The 20,565-nt window shown below is 43.5% G+C and carries 20 protein-coding genes and 1 pseudogene; 9 read left to right on the top strand and 12 right to left on the bottom strand.

Annotation, left to right across the window (positions count from 1 at the left end; genetic code table 11):
- Nucleotides 1-41 precede the first annotated feature (41 nt).
- Nucleotides 42-3,653 (bottom strand): OmpA family protein, encoded by a 3,612-nt coding sequence (locus QUA24_RS21365; RefSeq protein WP_333231878.1) that lies wholly within the window; start codon nucleotides 3,651-3,653, stop codon nucleotides 42-44.
- Between the two features lie 120 nt (nucleotides 3,654-3,773).
- Nucleotides 3,774-4,871, bottom strand: coding sequence for a 4-hydroxythreonine-4-phosphate dehydrogenase PdxA (pdxA, locus tag QUA24_RS21370; RefSeq protein WP_333231880.1), 1,098 nt, complete (start codon nucleotides 4,869-4,871; stop codon nucleotides 3,774-3,776).
- 70 nt (nucleotides 4,872-4,941) lie between these two features.
- Between pdxA and petM the strand changes: the two genes are divergently transcribed.
- From petM to QUA24_RS21385, 3 genes are all read left to right on the top strand, one after another.
- Nucleotides 4,942-5,046, top strand: a complete 105-nt coding sequence (petM, locus tag QUA24_RS21375) for a cytochrome b6-f complex subunit PetM (RefSeq protein ID WP_172189541.1) — start codon at nucleotides 4,942-4,944, stop codon at nucleotides 5,044-5,046.
- A gap of 197 nt (nucleotides 5,047-5,243) precedes the next feature.
- A complete protein-coding gene (locus QUA24_RS21380) occupies nucleotides 5,244-6,221 on the top strand; it encodes an NmrA family NAD(P)-binding protein (protein ID WP_333231882.1) in 978 nt (325 codons plus the stop codon).
- A 1-nt stretch (nucleotide 6,222) separates the two neighbouring features.
- Nucleotides 6,223-7,140 carry an NAD(+) kinase gene (locus tag QUA24_RS21385; RefSeq protein ID WP_333231884.1) on the top strand — a complete coding sequence of 306 codons (918 nt, stop codon included), beginning with the start codon at nucleotides 6,223-6,225 and terminating at the stop codon, nucleotides 7,138-7,140.
- A 100-nt stretch (nucleotides 7,141-7,240) separates the two neighbouring features.
- On the opposite strand, the gene QUA24_RS21390 is transcribed toward QUA24_RS21385, so the two are convergent.
- The 8 genes from QUA24_RS21390 to era form a co-directional block, all read right to left on the bottom strand.
- A complete protein-coding gene (locus QUA24_RS21390) occupies nucleotides 7,241-7,393 on the bottom strand; it encodes a hypothetical protein (protein ID WP_333231886.1) in 153 nt (50 codons plus the stop codon).
- 367 nt (nucleotides 7,394-7,760) lie between these two features.
- Complete coding sequence (locus QUA24_RS21395) at nucleotides 7,761-8,153, bottom strand: type II toxin-antitoxin system VapC family toxin (protein ID WP_333231888.1); 393 nt, start codon at nucleotides 8,151-8,153, stop codon at nucleotides 7,761-7,763.
- Nucleotides 8,150-8,389 (bottom strand): DUF2281 domain-containing protein, encoded by a 240-nt coding sequence (locus tag QUA24_RS21400; RefSeq protein ID WP_190738517.1) that lies wholly within the window; start codon nucleotides 8,387-8,389, stop codon nucleotides 8,150-8,152. Before QUA24_RS21400 ends, QUA24_RS21395 begins: the two co-directional genes overlap by 4 nt.
- A gap of 294 nt (nucleotides 8,390-8,683) precedes the next feature.
- On the bottom strand, nucleotides 8,684-10,954 hold the full coding sequence (locus QUA24_RS21405; RefSeq protein ID WP_333231890.1) for a DEAD/DEAH box helicase family protein: 2,271 nt from the start codon (nucleotides 10,952-10,954) through the stop codon (nucleotides 8,684-8,686).
- 140 nt (nucleotides 10,955-11,094) lie between these two features.
- Entirely contained in the window at nucleotides 11,095-11,295 is a 201-nt protein-coding gene (locus QUA24_RS21410; RefSeq protein WP_333231892.1) for a type II toxin-antitoxin system VapB family antitoxin, read from the bottom strand.
- Nucleotides 11,296-11,460: 165 nt separating this feature from the next.
- Entirely contained in the window at nucleotides 11,461-11,658 is a 198-nt protein-coding gene (locus QUA24_RS21415) for a hypothetical protein (RefSeq protein WP_333231894.1), read from the bottom strand.
- Between the two features lie 83 nt (nucleotides 11,659-11,741).
- A complete protein-coding gene (locus tag QUA24_RS21420) occupies nucleotides 11,742-11,972 on the bottom strand; it encodes a DUF433 domain-containing protein (protein WP_333231909.1) in 231 nt (76 codons plus the stop codon).
- A 143-nt stretch (nucleotides 11,973-12,115) separates the two neighbouring features.
- Nucleotides 12,116-13,027 carry a GTPase Era gene (gene era / locus QUA24_RS21425; protein WP_333231911.1) on the bottom strand — a complete coding sequence of 304 codons (912 nt, stop codon included), beginning with the start codon at nucleotides 13,025-13,027 and terminating at the stop codon, nucleotides 12,116-12,118.
- Nucleotides 13,028-13,535: 508 nt separating this feature from the next.
- Here era and QUA24_RS21430 point away from each other — a divergent pair.
- On the top strand, nucleotides 13,536-13,967 hold the full coding sequence (locus QUA24_RS21430) for a hypothetical protein (protein WP_333161868.1): 432 nt from the start codon (nucleotides 13,536-13,538) through the stop codon (nucleotides 13,965-13,967).
- A gap of 441 nt (nucleotides 13,968-14,408) precedes the next feature.
- On the opposite strand, the gene QUA24_RS21435 is transcribed toward QUA24_RS21430, so the two are convergent.
- A complete protein-coding gene (locus QUA24_RS21435) occupies nucleotides 14,409-14,681 on the bottom strand; it encodes a hypothetical protein (RefSeq protein ID WP_333161866.1) in 273 nt (90 codons plus the stop codon).
- 252 nt (nucleotides 14,682-14,933) lie between these two features.
- Here QUA24_RS21435 and QUA24_RS21440 point away from each other — a divergent pair, with 252 nt between their 5' ends.
- The 3 genes from QUA24_RS21440 to QUA24_RS21450 all read left to right on the top strand — a co-directional run bounded on the left by QUA24_RS21440 (nucleotide 14,934) and on the right by QUA24_RS21450 (nucleotide 17,139).
- Entirely contained in the window at nucleotides 14,934-15,491 is a 558-nt protein-coding gene (locus QUA24_RS21440; protein ID WP_333231895.1) for an NUDIX hydrolase, read from the top strand.
- 88 nt (nucleotides 15,492-15,579) lie between these two features.
- Entirely contained in the window at nucleotides 15,580-16,335 is a 756-nt protein-coding gene (locus QUA24_RS21445; protein WP_333231897.1) for an ATP-binding cassette domain-containing protein, read from the top strand.
- A gap of 153 nt (nucleotides 16,336-16,488) precedes the next feature.
- Entirely contained in the window at nucleotides 16,489-17,139 is a 651-nt protein-coding gene (locus QUA24_RS21450) for an ABC transporter permease (protein WP_333231899.1), read from the top strand.
- On the opposite strand, the gene QUA24_RS21455 is transcribed toward QUA24_RS21450, so the two are convergent.
- Nucleotides 17,126-17,761, bottom strand: a complete 636-nt coding sequence (locus tag QUA24_RS21455; protein ID WP_333231901.1) for a DUF1802 family protein — start codon at nucleotides 17,759-17,761, stop codon at nucleotides 17,126-17,128. The genes QUA24_RS21450 and QUA24_RS21455 overlap by 14 nt on opposite strands.
- Nucleotides 17,762-18,359: 598 nt before the next feature.
- Between QUA24_RS21455 and QUA24_RS21465 the strand changes: the two are divergent.
- Together QUA24_RS21465 and QUA24_RS21470 are read left to right on the top strand one after the other, a co-directional pair.
- Nucleotides 18,360-19,481 (top strand): annotated as a pseudogene (locus QUA24_RS21465) (transposase).
- A gap of 6 nt (nucleotides 19,482-19,487) precedes the next feature.
- Nucleotides 19,488-20,492 (top strand): protein kinase domain-containing protein, encoded by a 1,005-nt coding sequence (locus QUA24_RS21470; RefSeq protein ID WP_445242632.1) that lies wholly within the window; start codon nucleotides 19,488-19,490, stop codon nucleotides 20,490-20,492.
- Nucleotides 20,493-20,565 lie beyond the last annotated feature (73 nt).

Genomic DNA, 20,565 nt, shown 5'->3' on the forward strand with positions numbered 1-20,565 from the left:
ACAGTCAGCAGTCAACAGTCAACAATTCCCAATTCGCAAGTTTAATTTACCACCTCAAATACTACCAATCTGCTAAGCCACAGCGGTTGATTGGCCTCCACAGCTTCGGGACGACCCTTAGTAGAAGCAACTTGTATTCTGTTGCCATTTATCCCTTGTCTAACCAAAATACCTTTCACATTTGTCGCCCTTTCCAGTGCCAACTTTTGATTTTCGGCCGGAGTGCTTTTAAAATCGCTGTAGCCAACTACCCTTAAATTTTTCGTGCGATTTTTCTCCATATATTCCTTGACTTTGCTAAGCTTTTCTGCTACATCTTTCGCCTGCAAACTTGCCGAACCTGCACCGAAATATACGCGAACTGGCATTATTATCTTGGGTGGCGGTGGAGTTCCTATTATCACTGTATTTGTTACAAACTTCACCCCCGGAATTTTCTCAAAAGCTTGAGTTATTTTCTGAGCATCTGGTACTTTGCTTACGCTGCCTGCAACGGCGACTTTTCCCTCTGCATAGCGAGCTGAGATATTAATGCTTTCTACTTTATTCAAAAGAGCTGCTGTCCGCTTGACATCGGCTTCGACTAAAACCGGATCTGGAGGTACTTCAACGGCTATAATTTTATTTTCAATTCTTGATTGGGGAGCCGCTTGCTGAGCGATTTTTTCCGCTTTCGATCGCAGATTTTGATTCGGCACTCGTCCCGAAATCTCCAATACTCTATCTTTAACATCAGCCACGAGGCGATAAACTGATAAATCGGGAGCAGATTGTAATGCTAAATTTGTATCTGCTTCTAAGCTCGCTGCAACTCTGCTGCGGTATTGATGAATTCCCCAAGGTACGCCAATTAAACCTAACGCTGCCAAACCGATCATGGGTAAAATGGGAAGTTTAGGAGATTTAACTTTTACCTCTGTATCGATTAATTTTTGCAATTTCGAGTTTACTTCGGGTGGCACAGTTGCTGGATCGCCGTTAAATGACTGAATTTGAGTTCCGTATTCTTGAACAATATTGTTGAATATCGATCGCATTTTGTACTTAAACCACTGGCGGGTTTCTCCTTGCATAACTACGGCCAGATAACACGAACCCGCTACTTCCAATACTATCTTAGATGTCCCGTATTCTATAGCATCAATCTCTGCAATATTTCCCGACTGAGAGATGCAATCGTTAACAAAAGCCCGAATAGCAGTCAGCATCCCTGCTACCATGTCTGATTCTAGCTGTTCGCGTTCAGACTTCTGCACTGCTGAAATGACTAAGCCGGATTGCGTTTGAATTAAAAAAACCGCTTTAACACTCAGTGGTGTTGTTTCTTTCATCAGCAATTCTGCTTCAGAAATGCCCTGTAATTTGGCTTTAATTTTGCGATTAATTCCCTCTGGACTTAAAGATGCTTCGAGTTTTTCATTAATCTCCCGCATCATCTCGGCAATGTATTTTAAAATCGTGCTGCCGATGATCGGATAAAGTGCATCCGACATTGCTTCTCGCTTGAGATGAATTTGCTGTCTGATAGCGGCGGCCATTTCCGGCGCGATCGCCATGGCAATTTCATCGGGCGATTCACTCATTCTGTGGCTGATTCCCACAGTCAGAGCCGGCGATATGGCTACTCCCATCGATTGTCGATTTTCTCGGGTTTTGGTATTAATTATTTCATCAATTATCGGAGCTATGGTTTCGACAAATGATTGTTTCGACTCATTAATGGTTTGGAGCATCATTTCGGGAAAAATGATTTTAATTCGGGCGACTAATTCTTCCCGATCGCCTCCCCATTCCGCATCAGTAATTTTGCGATCGAGTTCCCCTACTTTATCGTTGAGTCTGTAATTATAACTTACAACTTCATCTAACAATGGTAAAATAGATTCGATGACAGACTTTTGCAGTTGGGCGTGATGGCTAACCATCAGCTCGTCAATCAAAGGTTTCAGTAAATCCGTAAATAAGTCTGTCGATTCATAAATCCGGTGTTCGATCGCCACAATCTGTTGTTCGATCTTCGCGAGTCTTTGATCGATCCTTTTATTCTGAATGATGGCATCGACAGCCGGGGCGATCGCAGATTCTATCTCTAGCTTTGCTTCCCCGATGTTGCGAGACAGCATTTCTACAATCACTGGCATTATTCTTGCCATCAACCCTTCTATCTCGGCTAAAACTTGCTGCTGAACTTCGACAATCTTAGTTTCATTATTTAATATTTGGGCTGCAATACCGCTGTTTTGAATAGCCGTGTTGACACCGGGCGCGATCGCCTCTCTCAACTCTAACTTTGTCTCCTCGATTTTTCGGTTCAGCGACTCAATCATTAACGGCATTAACCTTGCCATTATATCTTCCGGCTGAGATTTTTGCTGTCGCTGAAGATTATTTAGTCTACTTTCTACGTCGCTCAATTTTCCTTGAACTTCTCTTTGAAGAATTGCTGATTCTATCAAAGGTTGGATCGTCGCTGCTACTTGTAATTTTGATTCATCGATTTGCTGAATCAGCAAATCAGTTATTGCGGGCATTAGCATCGCCATTATCTCTTCTGGCTTCTGAATTGGCGACTGTTGCGTAGCCAGTCGGCGTTCGATGATGCTCAATACTTTTTCTTCTATTTCTACCCAAGCTATTCTTACCTGTACTGAGGGGGCAACAGCTTCTACCACCTCTAATTTTAATTCACTAATTTTGCGGTTCAGCAATTCGCTAACTACTGGTACCAGGTGCTTGATTAAATCTTCCGGTTGCTGCTGGTAACGCTGCTGAATATTCGCAACTCTATCTTCAATTCTTACTACCTGTTCTTCAAGTCCGTTTTGATTGTGAATTACTTGATTGACTCTCGGTGCGATCGCCGAAGCTACCTCTAACTTAGACTCCTCTACCTTACGGTTGAGCAGATCGCCCACTACTGGCATCAGCCGTTGGATTAAGTGTTCTGTATTCGGCAGTGGCTGCTGGTTCAAGTTAGCAATTTGATTTTCCCAATCTGCTAATTTTGCCTCCAACTCGATCGGATTAATTCTATTATTGCTCGCGAGGTCGATCGCCTTTTTTAATTCCGACTTCAACTCCTCTACTTCTTCTCTCACTAACTCAGGAATTAACGGTTTCAGTAAAACCATCAACTCTTCTGGTTGAGACATCAGCTTCTCAAAATTTTCTAACCTTTTTTCCACGTTCAAAACATTACTGTAAAATTCCGGTAAATCCCTTTCAAATAGCAATTGTTGCAACTGTTTAAACTGCTCTACTGCTTGTTCTAATTCTTCCTCCGACGGCCGATGATTTTTGGCTACCTTCCCGGCCATAGATAAATCGGGTTCCTGATTATTGTTTTCTCGTCTTTGAGATGGGATCTCTTCATCGTTAGTTAATACTTCCGGCACAATACTCGGTGATTCGATCCGAAAAGACAATTGTTGGCGTCGATTTTCCTCATCCTCCAACCGCTGCACAGACTTTTCCGAAAGGGGTAACTTCAGCTCGCTTGGTTCTTTTTTTGATTTCTTTAATAACTGGAATTCAGTCAGTATAGTTAGCAATTCCTGAAGTTGCTCTCCAGCTTTAGAATTTGCCAGAGTTGCATCAGAAACCTCTTTTTCTGACTGATATATTTTGTTTGAATTATCATTAGATGCTGCCATACTGCGCTACCAAAAGTTGATTTTGATCGACCGAAGGAAATTACCAGCTTGCTTGCCGCCTCACCCCAGCGAAAATCAATAGGAATGACACAATTGTTCCAAGCGTCAGGCGTACTAAAGCTATCGCCCTATTTTAACTGCTGTTCTGCGACTAGCCAACTGGGCGGCCAACTGCAATGCTGCCTTCATGCTGGAGGCATCTGCAATCCCTTGACCTACAATATCAAAAGCTGTGCCGTGATCCGGAGAAGTGCGGACAAAAGGCAAGCCAATTGTAGTGTTGACTGCTTTATCGAAAGCCATTAATTTTACTGGAATCAACCCCTGGTCGTGGTACATTGCCAAGTAACCGTCGTGAGCTTCCTTGGCTAAACCGTACCAAACTTTAGCCGGTTTTACCCACAGGGTATCAGGGGGGACTGGCCCGTCTAACTGCACTTGAGGAAAGCGATCGCGCTGCGTTTCCAACCAAGGTATCATCCAGTCTTGCTCTTCATTTCCCAGTTTGCCATTTTCGCCGCTGTGAGGATTTAAGCCAGAAATCGCAATTTTCGGTCTTTCCAGCCCAAAATCTTCCCGCAAACACTTTACCAGCAATTCTAGTTTTTCGCTCAGCAATTCTGGAGTCAAAGCATCAGGTACTTGACGCAGGGAAATATGTGTGGTAGCCAGTAAAGTTACGAGCGTCCAGCCACTGTGGGGAGATGTGGCGGCAAACAGCATTCCGAATCGCTGCGATTTCGCCCTTTCTGCGAGGAGTTCTGTTTGTCCGGGATAATTGTAACCTGCGGCCTGCCAACAAGTTTTGGAAATCGGGCCTGTCACGATCGCGGAGAATTCGCCGGCGATGGTAAGGGCGATCGCGCTTTCCATGTAAGCAAAGCTAGCCGCCCCGCTAGCTGCACTCCCGATGCCAGGGACAATTTCGCCCCACTTGCTGTCTGGTTCGATATCAATAATATTTAATGTTTCGGGATTTGCCGCTTTTGCTGCGGGATTGGTTGATCGCAACTTATCGTAAGTTTGCTGCAAAACTCTCCTCGAACCTATAACCGTTACCCTCAAACCAGCAGTGGGATCTGCCAATGCCTTGAGAATCACTTCCGGGCCAATTCCCGCCGGATCTCCCAGAGTTACAGCTAGTTTTGATTCCCGATCGAGACTCAAGGCAGTTTTCTCCAACAAAATACAGGAATTTCGGCACTGAAATTTTAGCATTCATGTACCGGGTTGCCCCAAATTATATTATCTTTATTTAATGCGATCGCCCAATTGGACATATCAAATCATGAATCCTGAAATTTTCAATGCAGCCTTTTTGTCCTTTTCCCTAATTTTCGTGGGTATAGGTGGAGGCTTCCTCCTGCTCAAATTGCAAGGCGGCGAAGAATAAGTTTTTTTCAACCAATCCTTCAGAAGCCTTCTACCTTCTGCCTTCTAGAGTCTACTTTCTGCCGAAAGCCAGCCTTCTGCCGAATATCTCAAGCCTAAAATGAGAAAACTTCAGGTTTTTGTTAAGTTTGTTATAAAAACTTAACAAAAACCTGATACCATCTTATAGAAAGTTTAAGATTCATAATTAATCCCTAGATGACTTTATTGATTTTAGGTGCCACCGGCACTCTCGGCCGCCAGATAGCCCGCCGCGCCCTAGACGAGGGCTACCAGGTGCGCTGTTTAGTCAGAAGTTACAGAAAAGCTGCCTTTTTGAAAGAATGGGGCGCTGAACTCGTACCGGGGAACCTTTGCCAGCCAGACAGTCTGCCTCCGGCCCTAGAAGGCGTCACTGCTATTATCGATGCAGCAACAGCGAGTGCAGCCGATTCTGTCAGCATCAAAAGAGTAGACTGGGACGGAAAAGTATCGCTGATCCAAGCAGCAGCAGCAGCAGGCATCAAGCGTTATATATTCTTTTCCTTTCTCGACGCTGAGAAATATCCCGAAGTCCCCTTGTTGGAAATCAAGCGCTGTACCGAACTGTTCTTAGCAGAATCCGGTTTAGACTACACAATCTTGAGACCTTGCGGCTTTTTGCAAGGACTGGTGAGCCTGTATGCAATGCCGATTTTGGACAATCAGGCAGTCTGGCTGCCCAACAAGCCATCCGCCCTTGCCTACATGAACACTCAGGACGTTGCTAAATTTGCCGTCCGAGCCCTTTCCGTTCCCGAAACCGAGAAAAAAAGCTTTCCGGTTGTGGGAAATCGCGCTTGGGATGCTGAAGAAATCGTGCGGTTGTGCGAACGGCTGTCAGGGAAGCAAGCTAAAATTACGCGCACCCCAGACGCCTTGTTGAAGGCTACTCGTAAGTTAGCTACTTTCTTTCAGTGGAGTTGGAACGTAGCTGACAGATTGGCTTTTTCAGAAGTTTTGGCAGCCGGAAAACCCTTGAAAGCTCCGATGGATGATGTTTACAGTGTCTTCGGACTCGACCCTAAAGAAACTACTACTTTGGAGTCTTATCTGGAAGAATACTTTAATCTGATTATGAAGAAGCTCAAGGAAATAGAGTACGAGCAGCTTAAGACTAAAAAACGGAGTAAACAAAAAATGCCCTTTACATTTTAAAGTGCCGAAAGCTGGGATTATATACAACGACGTTAAACCTGTGGCTTGTCGCATCGCCGCAGAGTTAGAAAAGAAGCTGACTGCCCGCGGCTGGGAGGTTTGCTCGGTTTCTGGTTCGGGAGGAATTCTGGGCTATTCTAGCCCCGATCGCCCCCTGTGCCACAACCCGATCGAACAACTCGTCCCCCCCGGTTTTGACAGCGACATGGAGTTTGCAGTGGTTTTGGGCGGCGACGGTACGGTACTGTCGGCATTTCGCCAAGTCGCTCCGATTGGAGTGCCGCTGCTGACTGTCAATACCGGTCACATGGGCTTTTTAACAGAAACTTACCTGAACTTGCTGCCGCAAGCTTTGGAAAAGGTAATCGCCGGAGAATACGAAATAGAAGAAAGATCGATGCTGGCCGTGCGGCTGTTTCGAGAAAACGACTGCCTCTGGGAAGCCCTTTGTCTCAATGAAATGGTGCTGCACCGGGAACCGCTGACTTGTATGTGTCATTTTGAAGTGGCGATCGGTCAGCACGCCTCTATTGACATTGCCGCAGATGGAGTCATCATCGCAACTCCCACAGGATCGACAGCTTACGCCCTTTCTGCGGGTGGGCCTGTGATCATTCCCGGAGTGCCGGTGTTGCAGTTGCTGCCTATTTGCCCGCATTCAATGGCTTCGCGGGCTTTGGTGTTTTCCAACACTGAGCCGGTCAAGATTTTGCCGGCGAGTCCAAACCGCCTGGTGATGGTGGTAGACGGTAACGGCGGATGTTATGTTCTGCCCGAAGATTGGGTGCAAGTCGAGCGTTCTCCGTACCCAGCCCGCTTTATTCGGGTGCAATCTTTTGAGTTTTTCCACATTTTGCGGGAAAAATTGGGCTGGGGCTTGCCTCACATTGCTAAACCGAGTTCGGTTGAGTTGCCTTGATAGTTGTTGTTGACACTCCCCGACTATCAGGGTACGGGGATTGTTGACTCAACCAGTTGGCTTGCTCGTAGATATCATATCAAGTCCTAGCTGTAGGAGACTACAATTCCCGTTCTCGTTTTTCACCGATTGAAGGGATTTTGATTTCTTTATCTGTTGATAAATCGTAGAATAAAGCAGCAATTAGTGTTGCTAATGTAGGGCGACATTTATCCACCGGAATCGTTAATTCTCGATCGAGCTTCCGAATCATCTCCAAGGTCAGGCAGTGTTTGCGAGATAATGTTCCTGGTCAGTGGCGGTAGCTATCTCAGGACTCAGCACAGCGACTCTCGTCCGTCCGCTGCATTGAGGTTGTTATATTTCGCCTTCATTGCCTCAATGCTGATGCCCTTTCCTTCTCGGCAACTTGCAAATAACCTGACAGGTCGTTTTTGACTGCATCAATGGGGACTTGCTTAATTCCTCTCTCCTACCGAACTCGGCTAACCACCTCATTGCCTCCGATTTCTATAGAAATGGAGTTTATTTCTATTCCCTATTCCCTAATTTACACAAACATTTTTTGCAGCAAGCCTTTTTTGAATTGTTCGGTGCGCTGAATCTGTTACCCCACTGCTTCAGTTTGGGTCATGGAAGGGAGATTGATATATTTTTAAGCCTTGGATAAAGCGAAAATCTTTGAGGTTTAGGGTATAAAGGCTAATGTTATGGGTTAGGGCGGTGGCGGCAATCATGGCATCGGGAATTGTGAGTTTATGGCTTAGGGAATATTGCGCCATGAGTTCGATGAATTGCTCTGAGATGGGTCGATCGATGGGAATATTTTGAAGTAAGTCGAGGTGTTTTTGAATGCGGTTTAGTTCGTTTTTGTTGAGTGCGCCATAGTACAGTTCGGCTCTGGTGATAATGCTAATGGTTAAGTTCTGGCTGCCGATTTGCCGTAGTTCTTGAATGATGGCGGTATTGTTTTTATAGAATTCGATGAGAATATTGGTGTCACACAAAATCATTGGTTTTCTTTACCCCATGCGTCTTTGCGAATGTCGTCTAGGGTGATATTTTTTTCTTCCCAGATTCCGGCTAGCTCAAAAAAGGATTGTTCTTGATTGGAGTCATCTTTTTTTGGTTCTATCGTTTTAGTTTGGCTGGCTTGAAATTCTAGAAATTCGATAAATTCAATAACTTTATTGCGTTGTTCGGGGGAAAAATGTTGGATTTTTTGGATTGCCATTTCTAGGGTTAACATGGGTTTCTCCTTGGTTGTTTTTGGTACTATTTTAACGATTTACACAAACATCTTTTTTTTGGATCTACTAGCTTGTTGCATGGTTGTGCGATCGAAGCGTGTCTATTTATTCTACCAATTTTCTGTATGTCAAGCTCTCGATCGCGCTTCCGAATCATCTCCAAGGTCAGGCAGCGTTTGCGAGATAACGGCAGTAAGTTGAGCCGCCGCAGGCGAACTTTGGCTTTTACAGATCAGTTTTTTAGTAGTCGGCTCCAACGCAGTGTTAGACAGCCATTTAGGTCGAACAACCTATTATTTTTCTAAATTTTCCAATCGGGTCTTTTCTTTATGGGCTTTACGAGACAGAACTTGAAGATTTTCTAGCGTGGTGAGACCACCTTTTGACATTGGTGTGATGTGATCGATTTGGAAATTTATCCGAGTTTTACTCTTAAATCCACTTCTGGCACAAGTGATAAAGTCCCAGTCATCCGTAGCTCTTTCGTATACAGTATCCACAATTTTTCTGTATTCTTCTGGGTCTTTTTCTCCAATCTGCTCAAGAGTTAGATTTGCAAGTGGAACTTCATCAGGTATCACTGTTGGGCGGGATAAATCGAGATTGCCGTATAGTCCTTTGATCTTGTAGATTTCAATATCTAATTGCTTGCAAAAGTAAAGCAGATTGTAGTCAAAAATCACCTGCCAGAATGACTGCTCTGCACTCCAAAGTGAATTAATGTACTCAGTTTTAGCTCTCTCGCCAAGATCGTTATCGTAGATATGCCTTGCAACCTTATATATATCGCACTTGTTCTTTTCCGCAAATGGAATAAACTCTGGCTTTATTTGCTTTTGTGCGTAGTAGCGTAAGATGTTTTCTATGTCCCGATCTCTATAGCCTATTAAAAACTTATGGTCAAGAAAATAGTTGTCTATTGCAATTTGGAGCAAATATTCAAGCTCTTTATCAGTCAATATTTCTCTATCTTCAATATTGACAGTATTAAGTATGGCTTCTAAATCATTAACAAAATTATTGTAGATCTCATCTGTATCACTATATACCAGTACAGTGTAGTTCTTTGGTGTAGGCTCATCAGATTCAGACGGCTCAAGAATTGAAAAACGATAAATTCCAACGGGGACTCGCTTCAAAAAATCTAATTTCTCTAATCCCGTTGTATCTATGGAGTCATCCATAATCCGCGCAAATTCTTCCATCTTATCGATAGAGATAAGTCGAGCAATCTTCTTAACTGTCTGGATATCTCTATCAACAAATTCTGCATCATCTTCAAGATGTAATTTTTCAGGATTGACCCAACTAATTCTATCTTCCCACTTATCAATAAAGCTAACTACATAGGCTTTTTCTGTCCCCCCTGCTTTTTGACCACGCAAAGCTCTACCTATCATCTGAGTCATTAAGATTTTGGAAGTGGTCGGGCGGGTAAGAAAAACAGTTTGAACATTTGGGAGATCAGTTCCTTCTGTTAACATCTCAACGTTAATAAGTACCTCAAGTTCTCCATTCCTAAATCGCTCGATTTTCTTAGAGTTGTCGCCAGATGAAATTGTAGCTCCTGTCGCAATGTCAACTATTTTAGAAACCACAAAATCAGAGCTAACTCCTCTTGATTTTAATAAACCATTTAATGCAATAGCGTGGTCTACATCAATTGCAAACAACAATACTGGCTTGTATTTATCTCGATTGTTAACATAGTGATCTACGATTTGGTTATTGCGAATACTAGACTGTGCGATCTTTTTAGCAATATTTTGAGGTAATTTGTCAAAATCTTCTATTGCTTTAATGTCTTTATCGGTTAGCTCGTTGTAAAAATCTAATTGGGTAGTCAAGTCCTCAAAAACTGGTTCCGCAAGTATTCCTTTCGTAATTAAGTTTCTTAGATGCTCAGAGAAAATAATGTCGTCAGGAAAAACTTTTTTAAGCAGTCCTGCTTCGGTTTCTTCGGATCTGAATGGAGTTGCAGTTAAACCGAGCATTCTAAATGCATCTGGCTTCTGACGTTTTTCAAAATTCTCTTTAATGGCATTGATTAATTTTCGATAGGTCTTTGCAGTTGCATGATGAGCTTCATCGACCACTAAAAGTATTGAATCACAATGCTCTACCCAATTATCTAGAAGGTGAGTTAATCCACTATTTAGGCTATCTTTACTGGCAATAATGATGTCATCTGTTGGTTTTATATTCACGGGAATATCATGCTTAGGATGCCCTGATATTACTCGAAAGTTAAACTTGTCAGAATCTTTTAAGACCGAACTATAGGCAGTGAACTTTATAGTTTCTATGGCTTGGTTTAGTAGCTCGTGACGGTGAGCTATCCATAAAACTTTCTTGCGTTTGTCAATAAAGTTACGTAGTAACCAGTGCACAGCAGTTAAAGTTTTCCCCCCGCCTGTAGGTAGAACCAGTAAACCTTCAAATGCAGATTCATTTTTATGATTCAGAGCTTTTATTGCTTCGTTCTGGTGAGCATAAAGTTCTTTGGGGCTTTCACCTTTTTTTACTTGAATTTGACCTGAGTATTCAACTTGAACTGTTTGCATATTAGCTGTAAACCTAAATGAAGATATAAACCAGTTGGTTCTAGCAGATCAGCTTTTGGCTTCGCCCCACTAGTAATTTAGTCGATTGTCCGTTAAAGTAGTCAATCCAGACGCTGGAATCAACAATAATCATGGGCTTACTATTGTTCCGTATCCGTTCTCATGCGATTGAGGTCGCCGTCCCAGGCGAGTTTACCCCTTAGCGCACGTAGGTTCTCTTGGTTTTTCATTTGGATCAGCAGGTTCAGGGCCAATTCGATGACTTCTTGTTGTGCAGTCAGTCCGGTGACTTGGAGCGCATTGGTGATGAGGGAGCTATCGATTTCGATCGTGGTTTTCATAGGTGCTTTTGGGGTGAGTCTTATCGATCGCGCTTTCATCCGATTATAAGCGATCGCCCATCGGCAGCGATCGACATCTTTAGATTGGGTGTGATAATTTAGTCGATTCAGATAGTTTATTCAGGTTCTGGTGTAAGGTCGAGGCCGCGATAAACTTGCTCGATATTACGCCCCCTTTATAGGTTTGCAGGAGTTGATGTCTAAAACATTGATCAACTTAATTCCTTGACCATATTGGGATTTATCCGCATTGATTCCATTTTTGAAATCCAACATTTCGCCAAGATATTTAATAAGCTGTAAACTTTCTGAGAATTCAGAAAATCTTAGTTGAGGAACGCCTTTCTTCGATTTATTGCTCATAACGGCACCTCAATCCCCAACTCCTCACAAAATCCCCGAATCATTCGGCAACTTGGGCGACAAATTTTCATCAAAAAGTAATTTCATGCCGATAAGGTCGCGGTCATAAACCGACGCTCGCGGTCAGCAGCATAAGCAATGCAGGCTTTTAAATCTTCTCGCGTCAAATCGGGAAAATCTTCGAGAATTTCCGCTTCGGTCATCTCGGAAGCCAGGTACTCAAGCACTTCATAAACTGTAATTCGCAAGCCGCGTACACAAGGCTTACCACCACGTTTACTTGCTTCGATCGTGATGTGGTTTCGGTAGTTCATAGTTGGAATTATCGTCATTGTGTTCTCGACCTTTGCAAAATCCTAGCCTATGGCTGCGGATCTCGCAAAGTTGTCAATCTTGTTTTTAATCTGCTTCTGAACACATCAAGATTAAGAGAGGAAAACTGCCAACAGATAAAGTTTTATTCTTCCACCCGATAGCCCAATTCCGCCAAACGAGTGCGAGACTGCCGCCACTTCGGCTGCACCTTGACAAATAACTCCAAATACACTTTGCCTTCAATTAACTTTTGAATCTGTTCCCGGGCCGCACTGCCGATCGACTTGAGCATACTGCCGCTTTTACCGATTAAAATGCCTTTTTGGGAATCTCGTTCGACGTGAATTGTCGCCAGAATGCGGGTAATTTTTGCTTCTTCTTGAACTATGTCGATCGCGATTGCTACCGAATGCGGCACTTCTTCCCGCGTCAGCAGCAAAATCTGTTCCCGAATCAATTCGCCCATAATAAAGCGTTCCGGCTGGTCAGTCACCAAATCGGGCGGATAATAATAAGGCCCAACTTCCAAATGTTCGATTAACAATTGTTGCAGCGACTCGACACCCTCGCCCGTGAGAGCCGAAAATTTCACTACAGGCCACTCAGGATTGACAATTTGCTCGTAAGTTCGATCGATCAACACGGAATCCGACGGTTGTTCGTCCAACTTATTCATCCCGAAAATCACCGGAATGCCGATATTGCTGAGAATTTCGACAATATATCGATCGCCCCCTCCCGATTCCACGGAACCATCCACCACAAACAGCACCACATCTACCGACTGAATGGCTGTGCGGGCATTCTGCACCAAAACCTTGCCCAATTCGTGGTGCGGCTTGTGAATTCCGGGAGTATCTACAAAAATAATTTGTGCTTCAGGTGTCGTCAGGATTCCCCGCAGCCTGTTGCGCGTCGTCTGAGACACCGGCGAAGTAATTGCAATTTTCTGCCCCACCAACTGATTCATCAGCGTTGATTTTCCGACATTCGGGCGTCCGACAATACCTACAAAGCCCGATTTGTAACCCGCCGGAGCCGCGGGAACACCCATAATGTCCGATACGTCGATAAATTTACTGTCTTCCACTAAAATCACCTATTTTCAAGCCCCTTCTCTGTCTATTGTCGCCTGAAAATACTCAAACGGCCATTGGTGCACTCTAGCATCTTTCTCGCTTTGGTATAGCCCGCAGCACTCAAACCTCGATCGAGCCGCAAACCAGTGTTAAAACGTGATACGCGATCTGCAAAACTTGATATCTGAGACAAAATTTGATAAAGTTCCAATGACATCGCTCAAAAATGAATCATTCTGGTAAAACCGACTCCCAAATGCTGTAACAACTTCAGATGTGTAAATGTCTAACTCAACTGAAACTATTCTACAGTTTGTCAGGCCAACCAGTTATAACATTTTTGAGAATGTTTGGTAATAAATTAGGTAGATTAAACTCAAACTCAAAAGCTCAATGTCATGAGGCGCTTTTTTCATAAAAGCTACTGTTTTTAGAGCCTACCTAATTAGTGCTAATCGTCATAAAGTTGAGGAGATGAATCAGATGAAATCGAAATTATTTTGGAGTTGCTGCACCGTTTTGGTAGCAAGCTTGCCTGTTTCCGTCTTGGCTCAAACAAGCCCTCCTACAAGCCCTCAAGCAGGTATTGACTACAAGGGTGGCTCGAAGAAATACCAGTTGGTACCGGGCAGAATCCAGGACAGAACCTTGCCCAGAGCCTTTGACTTTCCAATTATTACCAATGTTGGTACTGACACTAGCATCACCTCGGATTTCCTAATTACCGATCAGTTTCGCGCCCCAGCGGGTCGTACAGAATACACCGGAGCTCTCACCGCCTGGGCAGCATCAATCAGAGAATGTCTCGCCAAACAACCACTCTTGATTCGAGCCAGCACTAAGAACCCGATTCAAATTAATGGTAGAGTAGGCACGATTGTCAGAAACGCAAATAACCGTGCAGTTTGCAAATAAGCCAGCAATATCACGGCGGCTAAATTGACCGTAATTCCTGTAAGGGCGGGTTCACCAATATCTCCCATGCAAGCATCGATACAGTAAACCCGTCACCGCAGCGATATTGGGGTCAATCGAGGCCAGTTGATATAACTTCCGCTATCTTACAGATAAAAACTAGAGAGTGTTTTTGAACAAAAAGAGCAATAGAAAACCTATTGCTCTTTTTGTTGGCGAAATTTCAATTAATATCTATTAGGACTTATATGATATCGGCTGAAACGACATCAGATAAGAGGTTTGTAGTGAGGAATGCAAGTCCTTATCAAGGTTTAAGGGCTTGCATTCCTCACTGCAAACGACATAATTACGCAGAAACCAGCTTTTTTCCAAAAAATCCCGTGGAACGCGAGGGATATAGATTTTAACACCCCGTTTATGAAAGTTTGTCTGCGTAATTCAGGATTTAGTAGCGCAAAATTCATGTGTACTCAGTAAAATTTCGCCATAATCAGGAATCCAAGCTAGCCACTGTTCTTCCGAACATTCACACAACAGCCACGCTTCGTCAAAGCTGAATGCGGTTGGCGGATTGAACAATTTAACCCACATAGAAGGAGCCAATTTTGGTGCCGGTACGGCGCAGCCAAATTTTTCCCAGTCGCGGACACCGGCGAAGCTTCCGGGTGTTGATTGGGATTGCCAAGTACGAATATCTGTTTGCAGTTGCATAACTACTCCTGTCTAGCTAAGAGTCTGCACCAGAGCGCGGTTGAAACAACCCAGAGCCAAGGCGCAGATAAACTTTGATTATGTAGTCTATGTTACCGAATTATATAGGCGAATGTGTAAGGTTGTAGCAAAAATTTACAATCGAGAGGAAAAAACTGGCTCAAAGCTGAAAAGGTCGATCGGCTATTGTTCAGCTCGGCAACCCTCGACTACCATAGCAAACAACATCTGATTTATTTGACAAATTCCGACATGAACCAAACTGCAAAATCCCAGTGGAAAACTCTAGACCGCTTTGTAGAAATCAACTCTCATTGGGTAAAACTAATCGCGGAACATCTCGAAACAACCGAAGGAAAAACAGTAGAATATTGGCGAGTAGAAAGAGCTGATTCAGTTGTAATCTTGACAATTCAAGCGGGCCAATTCCTGTTCCCCCCACCGATGTATCGCCCCGGCGTAGCAGAAGCAACCCTCGACTTTCCCGGCGGTCGCGTACCAGCCGAAGCCACGCCAGCAGAAGCAGTTCCAGCTATAATCAAGAAAGAATTAGGCGTGACAGAAAGTGCGATCGCCCGCCTCGAGCCGATTAACACCGTCGGCTGGGAAATAAACAGTTCCTTCTCCAATCAAAAACTCTACGGTTTTGTTGCAGAATTGCACCCTACAGCCACAGTAAACCCCGAACTGATCGGTGCTGAATATCCTCTCAGCCCAGACGGAATTCGCGACTTGCTCAAAAAATTAACTTGCCTCCAGTGTCGAGCCTTACTGCTAGAATGGCAAAATCAAGTTGATTTTAGATTTTAGATTTTAGATTTTAGATTTTAGATTAGGAATTTTTTTCCGAGTGTCGCCGATTTTAAGTTGCTGAAAACCAAAATCACCAAAACTAATCATGCCTCTCAATAATGAAGTTGCTGTCGAATGCCTCGACGTGACATATCGCCTCAACCGCAGGAATTTAGTAGACAAACTCAATTTCAAAGTGCTGCAAGGAGAAGTTTTAGTATTGCTGGGACGCAGCGGAAGTGGCAAAACTACTACCATGAAATTGATTAACAATTTACTAACGCCAAGCAGCGGCGAAGTCCTTGTTATGGGAAAACCGACAACTCAGTGGAACCCAATTCAACTGCGCCGAAAAATTGGTTATGTTATTCAAGAAATCGGTTTGTTTCCCCATTTTACCGTCGAGCAAAACGTCGGTTTAGTGCCTAAATTGGAAGGTTGGGAGGGCGATCGTATTCAATCTCGCGTCCGGCAACTGTTAGAATTAGTCAACCTCGACCCCCAGCACTTCGCCAAACGCTATCCCCATCAGTTATCCGGCGGACAGCGGCAGCGGGTAGGCGTCGCAAGAGCACTGGCCGCTGACCCTCCGATATTGTTAATGGACGAACCGTTTGGTGCTTTAGACCCGATTACTCGTCTGGAATTACAGCGGGAATTCGGTCAATTGCAGCAGCAACTCGGCAAAACTGTGATTTTTGTGACTCACGGCATTCAAGAAGCTTTTTTGTTAGCTTCTAGAATTGGTTTGATGCAAGACGGACGGTTGGTTGAATTGGGATCGCCGGATGATTTTCTAAAATCTCAGCATCCAGAAGCTCAGGCATTTCTTGAGTGTTTGCAATTACCTGGGACGGGGTAATAATATGATGTGCGATCGCATCATTCGTTTATGAGTATGGCTGGATTCTTGAAGCTGATGGCGGGAAATTAAATATATTGGTGAACCCAATCCTACGAGATATTCCATTATAGCATACTTTACAATTCCGAATTCCTAATTACTCATTCCCACATGATGCAATTTATCAACCGCTATGGCGCTGAGATAATTCAGCGCGCCAGTGAACATTTATATTTAGTAACTGTGGCAATTTTTATCGCTATTAGTGTGGGGATTCCCCTCGGGATTTTAGTCACCAGAAAACCAAAATTGAAAAAGCCAATTTTGGGATTTGCTAATATTATGCAAACAATTCCCAGTTTAGCTTTGTTTGGCTTGCTAATCCCGGTGCCGGTATTGGGTGGAATAGGCGATCGCACGGCAATTATCGCCCTCACTCTGTATTCTTTACTGCCAATTATCCGCAATACTTATACTGGTATTGTCGGCGTCGATCCAGCGATTACGGAAGCAGGAAGAGGCATGGGGATGACTGATATGCAACTGTTATGGCAAGTGGAAATTCCCCTGGCGCTGGGCGTGATTCTGGCGGGCGTGCGAGTTGCTGCAGTAATTGCGATCGGACTTGCTACAATCGCCGCTGCAATTGGCGCAGGTGGCTTGGGGGTGTTTATTTTTCGCGGCGTTGCTACCGTCAACAATCAGTTACTTTTGGCTGGGGCAATTCCGGCCGCTTTAATGGCCTTAGCTGCGGATTTTGGGCTGGGTTTGGTAGAAGCGCGCCTCTCTAAAAGTACCTTAAAAACTATTAATGAGGACTAAAATCCTGGCTACCTTCCGTCAGCATTGTCACTGTCTGCGAACCAGAAGCATTCGCAGGATTTGCTATCAGATTGCGGATTTCATTGGAGCGTTCAATGTACTCTCGATTGCTCCAAACAGCTTCGCTTCCCTCCAGCGAAATAGCATCTGCCAAATCGATCCAAGAACGGCAACCGCCGTATTCAGGAATGTATGGAATTTCGCGGATTTCTGCAAGGCGATAAGCCCGCAGCAATAAAATATAAATTGGCTGATTTTGTTTCCATTTCAGGCGATCGCTGACAAAATTTTCATTCCAAATATGGTAAGGAAATAGCGCAGTAATTGCCGGTTCCCAAGCTACCAAAAAAACATCCGTAATCTCAGCCCAACTGCCAATTCTAATAACTTCAGGATGCCAGCCGGATTCGACAGTCTTGACTTGATGTGCAAACTCCGGCTTTAATAAATCCGGCTGTTGGTGTTCAAAAGTTGGATAGAGCAAAACTTGTTTGTCAGTGACATTGAACTGTCCTGCTTGCTCGCGAATTCCCCCCTTCCGCAGCAGCACAATTGTTTGACCTTGTTCCAAAGCATTAACTGCTACATTCCATTCTTTCAGCGCCCTAGTAGTTGATTTCATAGGAATTTAGTTGGGTTTTAACAATAGTAACAAAAATCGGTACTTTCAAGCAAGTACAGCCATTTTTTCGTGTTAAAATTTGCGTATTCCTGAGTATGCAGCACTATCTTATTGTGATAAAGATAATAATTGCTTGGACTACATCGTGGGCCAAGTGCTGTTTTATTTATTACTCTAACCGAAAAAATAATCGTCTCTTCTCTGTCCAAGCTATCCTCTACTATCACAGCGGGTAGATTCAGCAGTTGTGTCGTTAATTTTTTCAGGAGCTTACTTAAATACTTAATAAAGTTTAAAGATTCTCGCAGATTAAGTACCAAACAAGCACATTGAGATTTGTTAAAATTTAAATATTATTCAAAAAGCTTACATTACTCTTTTTTATAGTGCATAAAAAATAATTTTTTAATTCGGTTCTGTCATAAATATCAGTATAGCTACTGAAATACCACCTGCTCGTTAATTTATCATTAGGGAAATTACGTACATGAGCATTACTATTGTCGCTTACAACTGAGATATTGCACCATTCTCAATTAGGCGTGGCATTTTGTGCCAAAATGTAAAAAGAAGGACGTATAAACAATGGAATAAGTTAATGTTGACCATCCTTAATTACGCTCAAGCATTAGTATATACCTTGATGGATTTAATGCCAAGCAAATATCAACAAAAAAGTCTGCGAGCCTTGCTAGGTCTATTTCTGGAAGCAACAGGGCAAAGTTTACCGACTCACTCTCAAACAGTAAGTGCCAGCGCGATTAGTCGCTTCCTCAATCATTACCAATGGTGAGTGCGGGCAGTAATTCGAGTTGTGCGAACCGAAATTATCAGGCAAGTCAAAGCCGAAAGAGGGGTTGGGAGGCGACCAATTTTGACGGTAATTTTGGATATGACCACCCTCGAAAAAATTGGTAAGTTCTCAGGGTTAGGGAAACTAATTAGAGTCTATAATGGTAAACGAGGATTGCACCTGTTAGTCCTCTACATACTTGTGGGAAGAAGTCGAGTACCCTGGGAGTTCCGAGTCTATCGGGGCAAGGGAGAGTTGGCGCCAATAAAACTCGGTCAAAGATTGCTAAAAACTCTGCCAAAAACCTTAACAGCACATTATGAAATTCGAGTATTAGGTGATAGCGCATTTGGCAGTATAGAAATGCTAAAATGGGTAAAAAAACAACCACGTACAAGTGGTATTTTTAGGATTAGGAGCGCTCGGAGATTGGCAGATGCGCGGCAGGTAAACCAAGGACTGCAAAGGGGTCAGCAAGTAGTGCTGCAAGGATTAAACTTTCCAGTCACCCTGTCTTGGTATTGGCTCAAACGGGATGATGGCAGTATCGAAAAACGCTTTGTAATTTCGACAAAACCTTTATCTGCTGTCTACATTACTCGACTCGGTAGAAGACGTTGGCAGATTGAAGGATTCTTCAAAACTGTGAAACATCGGTTTGGTTTGCATCGGTTTGGACAAAGCACTTTATTGGGAGTTTATCGGTGGCTAGTATTATCTTTTATTGCCTACTTTCTCGCCTTCTGGGCATATCTAGCATCGGGAAAAACTACCTTGCCAGATTGGGGAGACGCGGCGCTACTGGCGAGAGAAACTTTGTTGGCATCTCTAGTAGTTTTGGGGCTGTTAATTAATATCGATCGCACCCAGAGTTTAGCTCGTCAGCAGGGTTTTGACATCACTGTTAGTGGTTGGCAGTATGGCTAATTGAGAATGGTGCAAGATATCAGTTACAACATAAGCGCAGCTATTTACGAAAGTGTCAATACTATTATTTATCGCGGCACAAAAGACATTGATAAAACCTCAGCAATTATCAAAACCTTCAAAGCTGATCATCCGACAATCGCAGAAATTTCCCGATTAAGACACGAACATAAAATACTTCGACATTTAGACAGTCAAGGAATAGTCAAACCCATAGCTTTAGAAAATTATCATAACGGCTTAGCGCTGATAGTAGAAAATTTTAGCGGTCAATCCTTGAAAGATCATCTTAACAATCAACCCTTGGCGATAAACGCATTTCTCAAAATCGGAATTCAATTAGCAACAACTCTTGGAGATATCCATCAGAGTAATGTTATCCATAAAGACATTAAACCCCAAAATATCTTAATTGACCCCGATATAAGGGAAGTAAAAATTATTGATTTTAGCATTGCTTCTCTCTTAGAGCGAGAAAATCAAACCGTCACAAATCCCAACTTATTAGAAGGAACTCTCGCTTATATGTCGCCGGAACAAACAGGCAGAATGAACCGCTCAGTGGACTACCGCACCGACTTTTACTCCCTCGGTATTACATTTTATGAAATGCTGACGGGTAAGCTACCTTTTTCCGCAAAAGACCCCCTGGAATTCGTTCATTGCCATATAGCTAAAGCACCAATACCACCTAAAAAGCTGAATCCAGAAATCCCGGATACAGTTTCGGAAATTGTAATGAAATTATTATCTAAAACTGCTGAAGATAGATATCAAAGTGCTTTGGGACTAAAAGCTGACTTGGAAAACTGCCAGCAGATGCTTTCTCCTGGAGAGATTTCCCCCTTTATTATAGGTCAACTAGATTCATACAGCCAATTTATGATTCCGCAAAAACTCTATGGACGGGAAAGAGAAGTTGCTAGTTTGCTAGAAGCCTTCGCTCGCGTCAGTGGTGGGACAACGGAAATGATGCTAGTTTCCGGTTATTCAGGTATCGGCAAATCGTAACCGTTCAGGGGGTGCGCCTGAAGCGCACCACCCCAAGAGGAGTTTAAGCATCAATATGTTTGAGAGCTAACAA

The sequence above is a fragment of the Microcoleus sp. Pol12B5 genome (assembly GCF_036701335.1).
Classification (GTDB): Bacteria; Cyanobacteriota; Cyanobacteriia; order Cyanobacteriales; family Microcoleaceae; genus Microcoleus.